Origin of the sequence: Streptomyces sp. NPDC001549 (assembly GCF_042894025.1) — a bacterium.
Classification (GTDB): domain Bacteria; phylum Actinomycetota; class Actinomycetes; order Streptomycetales; family Streptomycetaceae; genus Streptomyces; species Streptomyces kutzneri.
This window is the reverse complement of the sequence record NZ_JBIAVJ010000003.1, coordinates 251,087-265,674: the sequence shown is the minus strand read 5'-3', so window position 1 is coordinate 265,674 and position 14,588 is coordinate 251,087. Positions and strand designations below refer to the sequence as shown.

The 14,588-nt window shown below is 71.4% G+C and carries 12 protein-coding genes and 1 pseudogene; 10 read left to right on the top strand and 3 right to left on the bottom strand.

Features of this window, described 5'->3' with window-relative positions:
• Positions 1 to 46 precede the first annotated feature (46 nt).
• From ACFY04_RS06630 to ACFY04_RS06620, 3 genes are read left to right on the top strand one after another with little or no spacing between them, the layout of a single operon-like run.
• Entirely contained in the window at positions 47 to 1,384 is a 1,338-nt protein-coding gene (locus ACFY04_RS06630; protein ID WP_389114542.1) for a sensor histidine kinase, read from the top strand.
• Entirely contained in the window at positions 1,381 to 2,040 is a 660-nt protein-coding gene (locus ACFY04_RS06625) for a response regulator (protein ID WP_373038009.1), read from the top strand. The genes ACFY04_RS06630 and ACFY04_RS06625 overlap by 4 nt, the downstream gene beginning before the upstream one ends.
• A gap of 29 nt (positions 2,041 to 2,069) precedes the next feature.
• Positions 2,070 to 3,278, top strand: a complete 1,209-nt coding sequence (locus ACFY04_RS06620; protein ID WP_389114541.1) for a cytochrome P450 — start codon at positions 2,070 to 2,072, stop codon at positions 3,276 to 3,278.
• Between the two features lie 22 nt (positions 3,279 to 3,300).
• Here the strand turns inward: ACFY04_RS06620 and ACFY04_RS06615 are convergent.
• A pseudogene (locus tag ACFY04_RS06615) lies at positions 3,301 to 4,899 on the bottom strand (ABC transporter permease).
• Positions 4,896 to 5,789 (bottom strand): ATP-binding cassette domain-containing protein, encoded by an 894-nt coding sequence (locus tag ACFY04_RS06610; protein ID WP_389114539.1) that lies wholly within the window; start codon positions 5,787 to 5,789, stop codon positions 4,896 to 4,898. Before ACFY04_RS06610 ends, ACFY04_RS06615 begins: the two are co-directional and overlap by 4 nt.
• 84 nt (positions 5,790 to 5,873) lie before the next feature.
• Here ACFY04_RS06610 and ACFY04_RS06605 point away from each other — a divergent pair, with 84 nt between their 5' ends.
• The 4 genes from ACFY04_RS06605 to ACFY04_RS06590 all read left to right on the top strand — a co-directional run bounded on the left by ACFY04_RS06605 (position 5,874) and on the right by ACFY04_RS06590 (position 9,889).
• Positions 5,874 to 6,404: a GbsR/MarR family transcriptional regulator gene (locus ACFY04_RS06605; protein ID WP_389114836.1), complete on the top strand. Its 531-nt coding sequence runs from the start codon at positions 5,874 to 5,876 to the stop codon at positions 6,402 to 6,404.
• 141 nt (positions 6,405 to 6,545) lie between these two features.
• Entirely contained in the window at positions 6,546 to 6,965 is a 420-nt protein-coding gene (locus ACFY04_RS06600; protein WP_030755782.1) for a helix-turn-helix domain-containing protein, read from the top strand.
• Positions 6,966 to 6,975: 10 nt separating this feature from the next.
• Positions 6,976 to 7,392: a VOC family protein gene (locus ACFY04_RS06595; protein WP_314242755.1), complete on the top strand. Its 417-nt coding sequence runs from the start codon at positions 6,976 to 6,978 to the stop codon at positions 7,390 to 7,392.
• A 55-nt stretch (positions 7,393 to 7,447) separates the two neighbouring features.
• Positions 7,448 to 9,889 carry an ATP-binding cassette domain-containing protein gene (locus tag ACFY04_RS06590; protein WP_389114538.1) on the top strand — a complete coding sequence of 814 codons (2,442 nt, stop codon included), beginning with the start codon at positions 7,448 to 7,450 and terminating at the stop codon, positions 9,887 to 9,889.
• A gap of 126 nt (positions 9,890 to 10,015) precedes the next feature.
• On the opposite strand, the gene ACFY04_RS06585 is transcribed toward ACFY04_RS06590, so the two are convergent.
• On the bottom strand, positions 10,016 to 10,849 hold the full coding sequence (locus ACFY04_RS06585; protein WP_389114537.1) for a diacylglycerol kinase: 834 nt from the start codon (positions 10,847 to 10,849) through the stop codon (positions 10,016 to 10,018).
• A gap of 184 nt (positions 10,850 to 11,033) precedes the next feature.
• Between ACFY04_RS06585 and ACFY04_RS06580 the strand changes: the two genes are divergently transcribed.
• From ACFY04_RS06580 to ACFY04_RS06570, 3 genes are all read left to right on the top strand, one after another.
• The gene (locus tag ACFY04_RS06580) at positions 11,034 to 12,317 is read left to right on the top strand and encodes an adenylosuccinate synthase (protein WP_189971896.1); all 1,284 of its coding nucleotides are present in this window, start codon (positions 11,034 to 11,036) and stop codon (positions 12,315 to 12,317) included.
• Positions 12,318 to 12,722: 405 nt separating this feature from the next.
• Positions 12,723 to 13,559: a PP2C family protein-serine/threonine phosphatase gene (locus tag ACFY04_RS06575; RefSeq protein WP_389114536.1), complete on the top strand. Its 837-nt coding sequence runs from the start codon at positions 12,723 to 12,725 to the stop codon at positions 13,557 to 13,559.
• Between the two features lie 44 nt (positions 13,560 to 13,603).
• Positions 13,604 to 14,566 (top strand): MASE1 domain-containing protein, encoded by a 963-nt coding sequence (locus ACFY04_RS06570; RefSeq protein WP_389114534.1) that lies wholly within the window; start codon positions 13,604 to 13,606, stop codon positions 14,564 to 14,566.
• Positions 14,567 to 14,588: the final 22 nt, after the last annotated feature.

Here is a 14,588-nt window from a genome sequence, read left to right as displayed (position 1 = left end):
ATCAGCGGCGACGCGGACGAGGGCGGTACAGACCTACGGTGTGTGCATGACCGAGACGACCACCGGGGGGACATCCCGGGCACCTGAGTTCCGACTGGCATCTGAGGTGATCGCGACCCTTCGCCGGGACCTCGTCACCGATGCCTTCGCCTACCGGCCGCTGCCCCTGGCGGAGACCTCCGGGCGCTTCGTGCGCCGGCTTCCCGGGGTGCTGCGCCGGTACGCGCCGTGGCGGCGGTATGCGGCGGTGGGAATGCTGTCCTTCCTCGTCGGGCTGACCGCGCTCAACACGCAGTCGGCCGCCTGGGGCGACCTGGGGCCGATCGCCATGGCGATGCTGTCCGCGGCCCCGGTCCTGATGACGCTGGTGCGGCCGGTCGGCGCGTGGTGGGCGGCCATCGCGATGACGGTGGTGACGGCCGGCATCGGCGGGGGCCACAACTGGCCCTGGACCGAAAGCAGTTTCTTCGCGTACATCGTGGTCATGTTCCTCGTCACGCTGCGGACCGGACCCCGGGTGGCGGCCTGGATGTGGACGCTCACCCTCGTGCTGGGATCGGCGATCTCCATCCTGTTCAACGGCCACTGGGGGTCGAACCTGCCCGAGATGGCGGTGACCTCGGCCTTCGCCCTGGTGATCGCCGGCAGTATCCGGATACGCCGTGATGCCCGGGCCGAGGTGAGCGCCCAGCAGGAGGTCACGGCCGTCGAGCGGGACAAGCGGACGCTGCTGGAGGAGCGGACCACGATCGCGCGGGAGCTGCACGACGTGGTGGCCCACCACATGTCGGTGGTGGCGATCCAGGCGGAGGCCGCGCCGTACCGGGTGAAGAACCCGCCGCCGGAGCTGGAGGCGGCGTTCGTCACCATCCGGGAGAACGCGGTGGCGGCTCTGACGGAGCTGCGGCGGGTGCTGGGTGTGGTGCGCTCCGCGGACTACGAGGCCCCGGACGCCCCGCAGCCGACGCTGGCCTCGCTGGAGGGGCTGCTGGCCAATGTGCGGGATGCCGGCCTGAGCGTGCAGAAGACGATCACGGGCTCGGTGCGGGAAATGCCGCAGGGCGTGGAGCTGTCGGCCTACCGGATCATCCAGGAGGCCCTCAGCAATACGCTCCGGCACGCGCCGGGAGCCTCGGCCGAGGTGGAGGTCTCGTACGTACTGGGCGGCCTGGGCATACGGGTCGTCAACGACCGGGCGACCGGGGACGCGCGGCCCTCGCCGGGGGCCGGGCACGGGATCACCGGCATGCGGGAGCGGGTGGCCATGCTGGAGGGCGAGATGACGGCCGGACGGACGGCGGCGGGCGGGTACGAGGTGGCGGTGTTCATACCGGTGCCCCACCGTGCGGAGCCGGCGCCGGAGCCGCGGGAGGGGACGGTATGACGATCAGGGTCCTGATCGTCGACGACCAGGTGATGGTGCGCGAGGGGTTCTCCGTTCTGCTGAACGCGATGGACGGCATCGAGGTGGTCGGCGAGGCGGTCGACGGCCGGGAGGCCATCGAGCAGGTGGCGGTGCTGCGGCCGGATGTGGTGCTGATGGACATCCGGATGCCGCGGATGAACGGGCTGGAGGCCACGCGGGAGATCGTGGCCGCCGACACGGACGCGAAGGTTCTGGTCCTGACGACCTTCGACCTCGACGAGTACGTGTACCAGGCGCTGCGGGCCGGGGCCTCCGGGTTCCTGCTCAAGGACGCGTCGGCCCGTCAGCTGGCGGACGGGGTAAGGGTGGTGGCGGCCGGGGAGGCCCTGCTGGCGCCCTCGGTGACCAAGCGGCTGATCGTGGAGTTCTCGAAGATCTCCGAGGCCCGCAGGCTGGCCGACCCGGCAGGCGTGGGGGAGCTGACGGAGCGGGAGACGGAGGTGCTGGTACTGATCGCGCAGGGGCTGTCCAATGCGGAGATAGCCGACCGGCTGGTCGTCGCCGAGTCCACCATCAAGACCCATGTGAGCCGGATCCTGGTGAAGCTGGGCCTGCGGGACCGGACCCAGGCGGCCGTGTACGCGTACGAGACCCGCTTGGTGACACCCGCCTGATCGGGCCCGGCTGCCTTTAGGGTGCGGGGATGGGTTTTGATCCGTGGGATGCCGCGTTCGTCGCCGATCCGTACCCGGCGTACCGGGAGTTGCGGGAGCAGGGGCGGGCCGTGTGGTGGGAGGCCACCGGGCAGTGGCTGGTGCCGCACTACGCCGATGTGAGTGCGCTGCTGCGGGACCGGCGGCTGGGACGGACCTATCTCCACCGGTTCTCGCACGAGGAGTTCGGCCGCGAGGCGCCGCCGCCGGAGCACGAGCCCTTCCACGTGCTCAACGGCAACGGCCTGCTGGACCTGGAGGATCCCGCGCACGCGCGGGTGCGCAGGCTGGTGGCGAAGGCCTTCACCCCGCGGACGGTGGAACGGCTCGTGCCCGCGGTGCAGCGGCTGGCCGGGGAGCTGGTGGGGCGGTTGCGGGCGGACGGGGGCGGGGATCTGCTCACCGTCGTCGCCGAACCGCTGCCGGTGGCGGTGATCGCGGAGCTGCTGGGCGTGCCCGAGGCGGACCGGGGGCTGCTGCGGCCCTGGTCGGCGGACATCTGCGGGATGTTCGAGCTCCGGCCGGACGAGGAGACGGCGCGGCGCGCGGTGCGGGCGAGCGTGGAGTTCAGCGCCTACCTCCGGGGGCTGATCGCCGAGCGGCGGAGCCGCCCCGGGGAGGATTTGATCTCCGGGCTGATCGCCGCCCACGATGAGGAGGGGCGGCTCAGCGAGCAGGAGATGATCTCCACCTGTGTGCTGCTGCTGAACGCCGGGCACGAGGCCACCGTCAACACGACCGTCAACGGGTGGTGGGCGCTGTTCCGCAATCCCGCGCAGCTCGCCGCGCTCCGTGCGAGCCACGATCCCGAAAAGTTGTCCACAGCTGTGGATGAACTCATGCGGTACGACACTCCCCTCCAGATGTTCGAACGCTGGGTGCTCGACGACATCCGGATCGGTGACACCGTCGTCCCCCGCGGGGCCGAGGTCGCGCTGCTCTTCGGGTCCGCGAACCGGGATCCCGAGCGCTTCGACAATCCCGACGCGCTGGACCTCGTACGAGCCGACAACCCGCACCTGACCTTCGGGGCCGGGATCCACTACTGCCTCGGGGCGCCGCTGGCCCGGCGGGAGTTGGAGGCCTCGTTCGGGGCGCTGCTGGCGGACGGGGTCCCGCCGCTGCGGCTCGTCGAGGAGCCGCGGTGGCGGGACGGGTACGTCATCCGGGGGCTGGAGCAACTGCTGGTGGAGTTCTAGCGCAGTCTCCGCCGGCCGGCATCTAGGTGATCATGTCGCGGCGGCGCAGGGCGCCGAGGCCCGCCGCCGTCAGGGCCACCGCCAGGGCGGTCAGGGCCAGCAGCGGGGCCGGGTCCAGGGCCTGCGCTCCCGGGAGCCGGGGCAGATGGGCGAAGGGCGAGAGGTTCAGGACGGCCTGCGGGAGGTTCAGCGCCGGGCCGACCCAGCCCAGGGCCAGCGCGCCCCCGGCCACCGCCCAGGCGGCCGCCGCGTACTGCGGGACCGCGCCGTAGAGCAGCGCCGCCAGCGCCCCGATCAGCCACACCGCCGGGAGCTGGGCGAGTGTGGCGCCGATCGCCGCGCCCGGCTCCCGGCCGTGCCCGAGGCCGAGACCGAGGCCCGCCAGCAGCAGGATCAGCGCCGAGCCGCCGAAGGCCACGGCCAGGTGGCCGCCGGCCCAGCGCAGCCGGCCGACCGCGTTCGCGAGCAGGGGCTCCGCGCGGCCGCCCGACTCCTCACCGCCCAGGCGCAGTACCGCCGAGACGGCGTACAGGGCGGCGACCATGCCGAACATGCCGGCCATCGTGGCGAGGAAGGCGTCGGTGAGCGCACCCTGCGCACCCGACCCGCTCTGCCCGCCGCCCATCCGCTCGATGATCTCGCGGGTCCGGTCGTTGTCACCGACCAGGTCCGCGGCGCCGTCCGCCATCCCGCCGAAGACGACACCGGCGATCAGGAAGCCCGCGCTCCAGCCCAGTACGCTGCCGCGCTGCAGCCGCCAGGCCAGCGCACCCGCCGTGCCCAGCCGCCCCTCGGCCGGCCCGGGCCGCGACGGCAGGAAGCTCATGCCCAGGTCACGGCGCCCGGCCAGGGCGTACGCGGCGCCCGCCTGCACCGTGACGGCGGCGGCGGCGAACAAGAGGAGCACCCACCAGCGTTCGGCGGCGAAGGCCCGTACGTTCTCCACCCAGCCGAGCGGCGAGGCCCAGGTCAGGGCCGACCGCCCGCCCTCCGTACCCGCGTCGCCCGCGGCCTTCAGGACGAAGGCGGCGCCGAGCACGGCGCCGGTGATCCCCTTGGCGGCGCGGGCACTCCCGGTCAGCTGGGCGGCGATGGCGGCGGTGCAGGCGAAGAGCATGCCGGTGGCCGCGACGGTCAGGCCGAGAGCGACCGCGCCGGGCGCGCCCTACCCCGCGAGACCGCCTGCCACGAGCAGGGCGACGCAGGCGTCGGCCACGAGGGCGGCGAGCAGGGCGGCGGTCAGCGGGGCCCGCCGCCCCACCATCGCGGCGGAGAGCAGTTCCTGACGGCCCGTCTCCTCCTCTTCACGGGTGTGCCGGACGACGATGATCAGGCTCATGGCGGCCGCGAGGATTGCGGCGTAGACGCCGCCCCGCCAGGCGGTCAGGGCGCCGAGCGAATCACCGAAGACCGGTCCGTACAGGGCGCGCATCGAGCCGTTGGCGTTCATCGAGGCGGCGGCCCGGGCTCGTTCGGCGGCGGTGGCGTACACGCTGCCCAGCGAGCCGGGCATGCTCACCACCATGAGGGTGGTGACCAGGGTCCACACCGGCATCATCACGCGGTCGCGGCGCAGCGCGAGCCGCAGCAGCGCCCCGGTGCCGGCCAGTTGGTTCTTCATCGGGACGCCTCTTCGCCGTAGTGGCGCAGGAAGAGCTCTTCGAGGGTGGGCGGGGTCGAGGTCAGCGACCGCACCCCCGACGCGGTGAGGGAGCGGAGTACCGCGTCCAGCTTGTCGGTGTCGGCCTGGAGGCGGACCTTCAGCCCCTGCACCTGGACGTCGTACACGCCCGGCAGGTGTGCGAGGCCGTTCGGCGGGCCGGCCAGCTCGGCGCTGATCGACGTACGGGTGAGGTGGCGGAGTTCGGCGAGGGTGCCGGTCTCCACGGTGCGGCCCTTGCGGATGATGCTGACCCGGTCGCAGAGGGCCTCGACCTCGCTGAGGATGTGCGAGCTGAGCAGGATGGTGCGTCCGGCGGCACGCGCCTCGGCGACGCAGTCCTGGAAGACCTCCTCCATCAGCGGGTCGAGGCCGGAGGTGGGTTCGTCGAGGACGAGCAGTTCGACGTCGGAGGCGAAGGCGGCGACGAGGGCGACCTTCTGCCGGTTGCCCTTGGAGTACGTGCGCCCCTTCTTGGCGGGGTCCAGCTCGAACCGCTCGACGAGCTCGGCGCGCCGGGTCCGGTCGAGGCCGCCGCGGAGGCGTCCGTAGAGGTCTATGACCTCGCCGCCGGAGAGGTTGCGCCACAGGGTGACGTCTCCGGGGACGTAGGCGACGCGGCGGTGGAGGGCGACCGCGTCGGCCCAGGGGTCGCCGCCGAGGAGCTCGGCGGTGCCGGAGTCGGCGCGCAGCAGGCCCAGCAGGACCCGGATGGTGGTGGACTTGCCGGCGCCGTTGGGGCCGAGGAATCCGTGGACCTCGCCGGTGGTGACCGCGAGATCGAGTCCGTCCAGGGCGCGGGTGCGGCCGAATGCCTTGTGGAGGCCGGCAACGCTGATTGCCTTCGTCATACTTCCGAACGTACGTTACTTTCACAAATTTGTGAAGCTTGAGAATCTCAGGAATCGCGTAAAGTCGGGAAGGTGGCAGATGACATGGTGAATGTGGACGCGGGGACCGAGGCCGGCACCGATACCGGCACCGCGGCCGGTGCCCGGGACGGCGACGCCGTCTCCCGCTTCGTCGAGCGGTTCGCCGCGCAGCTGACCGAGGCCGGGATGCAGCGGATGGCCGCGCGCGTCTTCGCCCAGCTGCTCGCCAGCGACGGCGGCGCGATGACCTCGGCGGAGCTGGGCGAGGCCCTGCAGATCAGCCCGGCCGCGGTGTCGGGCGCCGTGTCCTACCTGACCCAGGTCAACATGGTCAGCCGCGAACGCGAACCGGGCTCACGCCGCGACCGGTACGTCCTGCACAACGAGCTCTGGTACGAGACCTTCACACGCCGCGACCAGGTCCTGACCCTGTGGGAGAAGACCCTGCGCGAGGGCGCGGCCACCCTCGGCACGGACTCTCCCGCCGGGGCGCGCGTCGCGGAGACGGCGGCCTTCTTCGAGTTCATGCAGGGCGAGATGCTGGGCCTGATGGACCGCTGGCGGGTCCACAAGGCGGCGATCGGCCTCGGCTGAGCGGGCCGAAACCGGCCTGATCGGGCCCGAACCGGCCTGAACCGGCCCGAGCGGGTGCGGGCCGGCCGATCACAGGGTGATCGGATCCGGAAGCACCGATACCCGCAGACGGGACACCTCATGCGTGCCATGCTGGAACGCATGAACCTGGAGGACCTGGTACGGCTGCGCCGCGCCCGGGACATGATGGACCGCGAGTACGCGGAGCCGCTGGACGTTCAGGCACTCGCCAACGTCGCCCTCATGTCGCCGGGACACTTCTCCCGCAGCTTCCGCACCGCCTTCGGGGAGACCCCGTACAGCTACCTCATGACCCGCCGCGTGGAACGCGCGAAGGCGCTGCTGCGACGCGGCGACATGAGCGTCACGGACGTCTGCTTCGCCGTCGGATGCACCTCGCTGGGGTCCTTCAGCTCGCGCTTCACCGAGCTCGTCGGCGAGACCCCCAGCGCCTACCGGGCCCGCAGCCACGACGACGGCGCGGCGATCCCGGCGTGCGTCGCCAAGATCCTCACGCGACCGGTCAGGATCGGAGAAGCGAAATCCGCACCCTCCTCGTAGCGTCGACGGCATGGACATCAACCTCTCGCAGTGCTTCATCGCAGTCGACGACCACGACAAGGCGCTCGCCTTCTACCGCGACATCCTCGGCCTGGAGGTCCGCAACGACGTCGGGTTCGAGGGGATGCGCTGGGTGACCGTCGCCTCCCCCACGCAGCCGGACGTGGAGATCGTCCTCGAACCGCCGCTCGCCGACCCGGGCGCCTCGGCGGCCGACAAGCAGGCCATGGCGGAGCTGCTGGCCAAGGGCCTGCTGCGCGGCGTGATCTTCTCCACCGACGACGTCGACGCCACCTTCGAACACATCCGGGCCGCCGGCGGGGAGGTGCTGCAGGAGCCCGTCGACCAGCCGTACGGCGTCCGCGACTGCGCCTTCCGGGACCCGGCGGGCAACATGCTCCGCTTCAACCAGCCCCGCAAGCCCTAGCCGCCGACTGCCCCAGGAGTCCGCGCAGGCGGCCCGCCCGAGAGATGGAGACACGATGAGCAGGGCCACCCAGCCGGACCCCAAGTCGCCCGCACCCCAGACGCCCCAGACACCGCAGACACCCCAGACTCCGCAGACTCCGCACGCCGCCGACAGCCACGGTCTGATCCGCGTGCACGGTGCGCGCGTGAACAACCTCAAGGACGTCAGCATCGAGATCCCCAAGCGCCGGCTGACGGTGTTCACCGGGGTCTCCGGTTCGGGCAAGAGCTCGCTGGTGTTCGACACGATCGCCGCCGAGTCCCAGCGGATGATCAACGAGACCTACAGCACCTTCGTACAGGGCTTCATGCCCACGCTGGCCCGCCCCGAGGTCGACGTACTCGACGGACTCACCACCGCGATCACCGTCGACCAGCAGCGCATGGGCGGCGACCCCCGTTCCACGGTCGGCACCGCCACCGACGCCAACGCGATGCTGCGCATCCTCTTCAGCCGGCTCGGGAAGCCGCACATCGGCCCGCCCAGCGCCTACTCCTTCAACGTCGCCTCCGTCCGGGCGAGCGGCGGCATCACGGTCGAGCGCGGCGCCGCCAAGACCAGGACCGTGAAGGCGACCTTCTCCCGCACCGGCGGCATGTGCGTGCGCTGCGAGGGCCGCGGCTCGGTCTCCGACATCGACCTCACCCAGCTCTACGACGACTCCAAGTCGCTCGCCGAGGGCGCGTTCACCATCCCCGGCTGGAAGTCCGACAGCTTCTGGACCGTGCGGGTCTACGCCGAGTCGGGCTTCCTCGACCCGGACAAGCCGATCCGCAAGTACACCAAGAAGGAGATGCAGGACTTCCTCTACCGGGAGCCCACCAAGGTCAAGGTCGAGGGTGTCAACCTCACCTACGAGGGCCTCATCCCCAAGATCCAGAAGTCCTTCCTGTCCAAGGACAAGGAAGCGATGCAGCCGCACATCCGGGCCTTCGTGGAACGGGCGGTCACCTTCACCGTCTGCCCCGAGTGCGAGGGCACCCGGCTCAGCGAGGGCGCCCGTTCCTCGAAGATCAAGAAGATCAGCATCGCCGACGCCTGCACCATGCAGATCAGCGACCTGGCCGAGTGGGTACGCGGCCTCGCCGAGCCCTCGGTGGCCCCGCTGCTCGCCGCACTGCAGCTCACCCTCGACTCGTTCGTGGAGATCGGCCTCGGCTACCTCTCGCTCGACCGGGCCTCCGGGACCCTGTCCGGCGGCGAGGCGCAGCGCGTCAAGATGATCCGCCACCTCGGCTCCTCGCTCACCGACGTCACCTACGTCTTCGACGAGCCCACCATCGGCCTGCACCCGCACGACATCCAGCGCATGAACGACCTGCTCCTGCGGCTGCGCGACAAGGGCAACACCGTGCTCGTCGTGGAGCACAAGCCGGAGACCATCGCGATCGCCGACCACGTCGTCGACATCGGCCCCGGCGCGGGCACCGCGGGTGGCACCATCTGCTACGAGGGCACCGTCGAGGGGCTGCGCTCCGGCGGCACCATCACCGGCCGCCACCTCGACGACCGGGCCAAGCTCAAGCCGTCGGTACGCACGCCCACCGGCGCGCTGGAGATCCGCGGGGCCACGGCGAACAACCTGCGCGACGTCGACGTGGACATCCCCCTCGGGGTGCTCACGGTCGTCACCGGCGTCGCCGGTTCCGGCAAGAGCTCGCTGCTGCACAAGTCGCTCTCCCCCGACGCGGACGTGGTCTCCATCGACCAGGGCGCGATCCGCGGCTCGCGCCGGAGCAACCCGGCGACCTACACCGGGCTGCTCGACCCGATCCGCAAGGCGTTCGCCAAGGTCAACGGGGTGAAGCCGGCTCTGTTCAGCGCCAACTCCGAGGGTGCCTGCCCCAACTGCAACGGCGCCGGCGTCATCTACACCGACCTGGCGATGATGGCCGGGGTCACGACCACCTGTGAGGAGTGCGAGGGGAAGCGGTTCGAGGCGTCGGTGCTGGAGTACCACCTCGGCGGCCGCGACATCAGCGAGGTGCTCGCGATGTCGGTGACCGAGGCCGAGGAGTTCTTCGGCGCGGGCGAGGCGCACACACCCGCCGCGCACCGCATCCTCACCCGGCTCGCCGATGTCGGGCTCGGCTACCTCAGCCTCGGCCAGCCGCTCACCACACTGTCCGGCGGCGAGCGGCAACGGCTCAAGCTGGCCACCCACATGGCGGAGAAGGGCGGGATCTACGTGCTCGACGAGCCGACCACCGGCCTGCACCTCGCCGACGTGGAGCAACTGCTCGGCCTGCTCGACCGGCTGGTCGACTCCGGGAAGTCGGTCGTCGTCATCGAGCACCACCAGGCGGTCATGGCGCACGCCGACTGGATCATCGACCTCGGTCCCGGCGCCGGTCACGACGGCGGCCGGATCGTCTTCGAGGGCACCCCCACCGACCTCGTGGAAGACCGCTCCACCCTCACCGGCGAGCACCTCGCGGCGTACGTCGGCGCCTGATCCGTCGTCGCCGGACCCCGACCCGGACCCGGACCCGGACCCCGACCCGGACCCCTGGCCGCTGCCGTGGCAGGGGAGCGTCCCGCGCATCCGGTGCGTCCGGCGTACCCCGTGCACCCGGTGTGGTCACCGGGGCACGGTGAGCGTCCATGCCCCGGGACGCAGGGTCCACGTACGGCGGCGGACCGGGCCGGTCAGCGCCGCGTCGGCGCGATAGCGGAAGTCCGCGCCCGACACCGTCACCGTCTTCGCCCGGGCCGTGACCGTCGATTCGGCGGAGCCGCCGCCGCCCGTCCGGACCACGACCTCCGCCGGACCGCCGTCGTCCCGGGTGCGAACCGAGACGTCCTCCACGGGCCGGTCCACGTCCGCCAGCAGCACCCCGTCGGCCTCGACCCGCAGCCGGTGCCGGCCGGTGGCCGCGCCGCCGGCCGCCGCCACCGGCCGGACCAGCGTCCGGACCAGCGAGCGGTACGCGCTCCACACCGACGGCCCGGCGGACCGCGGGACCCCGTGCACCGGCGGGATCCGCAGCGCACCGAGCACCACCCCGTCGCTGTCGTCGACCAGCAGGTCGCAGTTCCGCACCGTCCCGTCGAGGACCGCCCGGGCCGCGGCGACGGCCGAAAGCGGCACGCCGAGGGACCTCGCCAGCCCCAGCGACCCCACCGGGCCCACCGGAACCAGCGCCAGGGGTCCCTCCCCCAGCCCGCGCTCCCGGTGCAGCAGCCCCACGGCGCGCACCAGGGCCCGGTCGTCGCCGACGATCACCAGCCGCCGATGACCACGGCGGGCAAGAGCCCGCGCAAATTCCTCCTGCGAATCCGGGAGGCAGATTTTCGCTGCCGCGCCCGCTGACAACACATCCTTCGCGATCCGCACGGACTCGCCGTCAAGACGGCGGGCGACCGGGTCGACGAGCACGAGCAGGCCGCCTACCGGCGCGCCCGCTTGGCTCATGGTGGGCTCTGGAGCCGACACCTCGGTCCTTCCTCGGGTAGCATCTTTGTGCAAGAGGCCCTTGCGCTATTGCGCCAGGGCCTTCGTCTATTCCGGGGTACCGGTCCGACGGCTCAGCCTGCGGTGTACATCGTCGTACGCCCCCTGACCTTGGACATGCCCCATCCGGAAGAGGTGTACGCCTGTGCCCGCTCTTGTGCTGCTCGGAGCTCAGTGGGGTGACGAGGGCAAGGGAAAGGCCACCGACCTGCTCGGTGGATCCGTTGACTATGTGGTGCGCTATCAGGGCGGCAACAATGCCGGCCACACGGTCGTCGTAGGCGACCAGAAGTACGCACTGCACCTTCTCCCTTCCGGCATCCTCTCCCCCGGATGCACCCCGGTCATCGGTAACGGTGTCGTCGTCGACCCGGCCGTCCTGCTCTCCGAGCTGCGCGGCCTGAACGAGCGCGGCATCGACACCTCCAAGCTGCTCATCAGCGGCAACGCGCACCTGATCACGCCGTACAACGTCACCCTCGACAAGGTCGGCGAGCGTTTCCTCGGCAAGCGCAAGATTGGTACCACCGGTCGCGGCATCGGCCCGACGTACGCGGACAAGATCAACCGCATCGGCATCCGCGTCCAGGACCTCTACGACGAGTCGATCCTCATCCAGAAGGTCGAAGCGGCGCTGGAGGGCAAGAACCAGCTCCTCGCGAAGCTGTACAACCGCCGCGCGATCGACGCCGCCCAGATCGTCGAGGAGATGCTCCAGTACGCGGAGCAGATCAAGCCGTACGTCGCCGACACCACCCTGATCCTCAACAACGCGCTGGACGAGGACAAGGTCGTGCTGTTCGAGGGCGGCCAGGGCACCCTGCTCGACGTCGACCACGGCACCTATCCCTTCGTCACCTCGTCCAACCCGACCGCCGGCGGCGCCTGCACCGGCACCGGCGTGGGCCCGACGAAGATCAGCCGCGTCATCGGCATCCTCAAGGCCTACACGACCCGAGTCGGCGCGGGCCCGTTCCCGACCGAGCTGTTCGACCAGGACGGCGAGGACCTGCGCCGCATCGGCGGCGAGCGCGGCGTGACCACCGGACGTGACCGCCGCTGCGGTTGGTTCGACGCGCCGATCGCACGTTACGCCACCCGCGTGAACGGCCTCACCGACTTCTTCCTCACCAAGCTGGACGTACTGACCGGCTGGGAGCAGATCCCGGTCTGCGTCGCGTACGAGATCGACGGCAAGCGCGTCGAGGAGCTGCCGTACTCGCAGACGGACTTCCACCACGCGAAGCCGATCTACGAATACCTCCCCGGCTGGTCCGAGGACATCACCAAGGCCAAGACCTTCGAGGACCTCCCGGCGAACGCCCAGGCGTACGTCAAGGCCCTGGAGGAGATGTCGGGCGCCCCGATCTCCGCGATCGGCGTCGGCCCCGGCCGTACCGAGACGATCGAGATCAACTCGTTCCTCTAGGAGACCCGGACACCCGGTCCCCCCGGAGGGGCGGCAGGCGCACCCGCGCCCGCCGCCCCTCCGGCGCTTCCGGGAAAAGAATGTCCCGGCCCCTGTCACATCCGTGCGCTCCCTCCGTCAGTGCTGTGCAGACACCGGCCGGATCAGCTTCTTCATCGCCCTGGCCGTCATCGGCAAGCCGCAGCCAGCCGGTCACCTCGCCGGCCGACGAGCAGTGGGGCTGAAGCCCCGGTAAGCCACCGCAGGGCGCCGCAAAGCCCCCGTAGGCCCCCGCAGGGCCACCGCACGCCCCCCGCAGGGCGGGCCCGGTCTCGGGGGGCGGGTTCCGGGTGGGCGGAAATATGATGTCCACGGGCTTTTCGCGCAGCGGAAGCAGGGACGAATGGATGCACCTCGGAGCGTTCCGTGACTCCTCGCCGTGCCCCTCGGGCGGCCAGCGCCGACCTGCTCAGCACGCTCGGGCGGCTCGCCGACCAGGCCCGCCGCGGGGTGGAGCTGCAGCAGGCCCGGGTGGACCTGGCCGAGGCGCTGCAGAGCGAGATGCTGCCCGCCTCGCTGCCCGCGCTGCCGGGCCTGCGGACCGCCGCCCGGTACGCGCCCGCCCGGCACGGCCTGGACATCGGCGGCGACTGGTACGACGGCTTCCGGCTGCCCGAGGGAGCCCTCGCCTTCTGCATCGGTGACGTCCAGGGGCACGATGTGGAGGCGGCGGCCTTCATGGGGCAGGTACGGATCTGCCTGCGCGCCGTGGCGGCCGTCGTCGTCGATCCGGGCGAGGTGCTGAGCCGGGCCAACGAGGTGCTCCTCTCCATGGACCGCGACCTCTTCGCGACCTGCAGTCTGCTCCGCTTCGATCCGGAGACACGGGAGCTGGAGACCGCCCGGGCCGGCCATGTTCCGTCGGTCTGGGCCACCGTCGACGGCGAGTACGGCATAGCCGAAGAGGACGGTGGCCTGCCCCTGAACCTGATGCCCGGGGCGGGGTACGCGGTGACCCGCCGCCGGCTCACGAAGGCGGGGTCGATCGTGCTGCTCACCGACGGTGTGGTCGAGGGTCCGAAGTTCCCGATCGAGGTGGGACTGGAGCGGGTGGCCAAGGTGGTGCGGGAGGCCGCGGGCGCCGATCCGGGTGAGCTGGCCGCCGAGGTGATGAAGGTGGCCGACTCCACCGGCCACGCGGATGACGCCGCCGTGCTCGTGCTCAGCCATGACGCCCGGCCCGATCCGCAAGACACTGCGTAGCGCGTGTCACGGCCCGCGGGGACGCCGGGCTGTTGTCTGATGCTGTGGTGCGCACCGAGGGATGGCGACGTCTGCCCGCAGCTCTGCTGCCGATCCTCGCCGTCGCCGTCGCCTACTACCTGGGCGGACTGATCGGCCTGTACCAGCGTGTGGTCGTCAACGACGCCGAGGTCACACCCCTGTGGCTGCCGACGGGCATCGCGGTGACCTCCCTGCTCTGGCTGGGCCTGCGGGCGTGGCCGGGGATCGCGCTCGGTACGTACCTCACCATCGAGCAGATCGCCGATTTCGATCCGCCCGGCCTGATCATCGTCGCGGGGAACGTCCTCGCCCCCGTGTGCGCGTACCTCATGCTCCGCCGGGCGGGTTTCCGTACCGAGATGGACCGGCTGCGGGACGCCCTGGCGCTGGTCTTCCTGGGCGGCCTGCTGCCCATGCTGATCAGCGCGACGATCGGAACCTGCACGCTGGTGCTGACCGGCGACCTGCCGGCGTCGCAGTTCTGGCCGGTCTGGGCGGCCTGGTGGGCCGGGGACGCGATGGGCGTGCTGGTGCTGACCCCCGTGCTGCTCGTCCTGCGCAGGCTCGTGATGGTCCGGCGGCCCCGGGAGGGCTACCGTGCGGCCGAGGTGACGGCCCTGGCGGTCGCCTCCGTCGCCGTCACGCTCGTGGCCACCCGGAGCCCCCTCTCGCTGCTCTTCCTCGTCTTCCCGCTGATCATCTGGGCGGCCGTACGCTTCCAGCTCGCCGGGAGCGCTCCGATCACCCTGCTGGTGTCGGTCCTGACGATCGCTGCGGCGACCGCCCACGACGGGCCGTTCGCCCACCACACCCTCCTCGAAATCATGATCAACCTCCAGGGCCTCAACGGCGCGGCGGCCCTGACCGGGCTGCTGCTGTCGGCCCTGGTCACGGAGCAGAACAACGTCCGCCTGAAGATCGAGCAGGTCTGCGAGGACCTGGCGGACCTGGTGGAACACCTGGCCCCGGGCAAACCGGATCGCTAGGACCACTCGCCGCTCAGCCCGC

What these genes read in the sequence shown, in the direction of transcription:
- ACFY04_RS06630 (WP_389114542.1), top strand. Translation starts at nt 47, where the DNA reads ATGACCGAGACGACCACCGGGGGGACATCCCGGGCACCTGAGTTCCGA.
- ACFY04_RS06625 (WP_373038009.1), top strand. Translation starts at nt 1,381, where the DNA reads ATGACGATCAGGGTCCTGATCGTCGACGACCAGGTGATGGTGCGCGAG.
- ACFY04_RS06620 (WP_389114541.1), top strand. Translation starts at nt 2,070, where the DNA reads ATGGGTTTTGATCCGTGGGATGCCGCGTTCGTCGCCGATCCGTACCCG.
- ACFY04_RS06610 (WP_389114539.1), bottom strand. Translation starts at nt 5,789, where the DNA reads ATGACGAAGGCAATCAGCGTTGCCGGCCTCCACAAGGCATTCGGCCGC.
- ACFY04_RS06605 (WP_389114836.1), top strand. Translation starts at nt 5,874, where the DNA reads ATGGTGAATGTGGACGCGGGGACCGAGGCCGGCACCGATACCGGCACC.
- ACFY04_RS06600 (WP_030755782.1), top strand. Translation starts at nt 6,546, where the DNA reads ATGAACCTGGAGGACCTGGTACGGCTGCGCCGCGCCCGGGACATGATG.
- ACFY04_RS06595 (WP_314242755.1), top strand. Translation starts at nt 6,976, where the DNA reads ATGGACATCAACCTCTCGCAGTGCTTCATCGCAGTCGACGACCACGAC.
- ACFY04_RS06590 (WP_389114538.1), top strand. Translation starts at nt 7,448, where the DNA reads ATGAGCAGGGCCACCCAGCCGGACCCCAAGTCGCCCGCACCCCAGACG.
- ACFY04_RS06585 (WP_389114537.1), bottom strand. Translation starts at nt 10,849, where the DNA reads ATGAGCCAAGCGGGCGCGCCGGTAGGCGGCCTGCTCGTGCTCGTCGAC.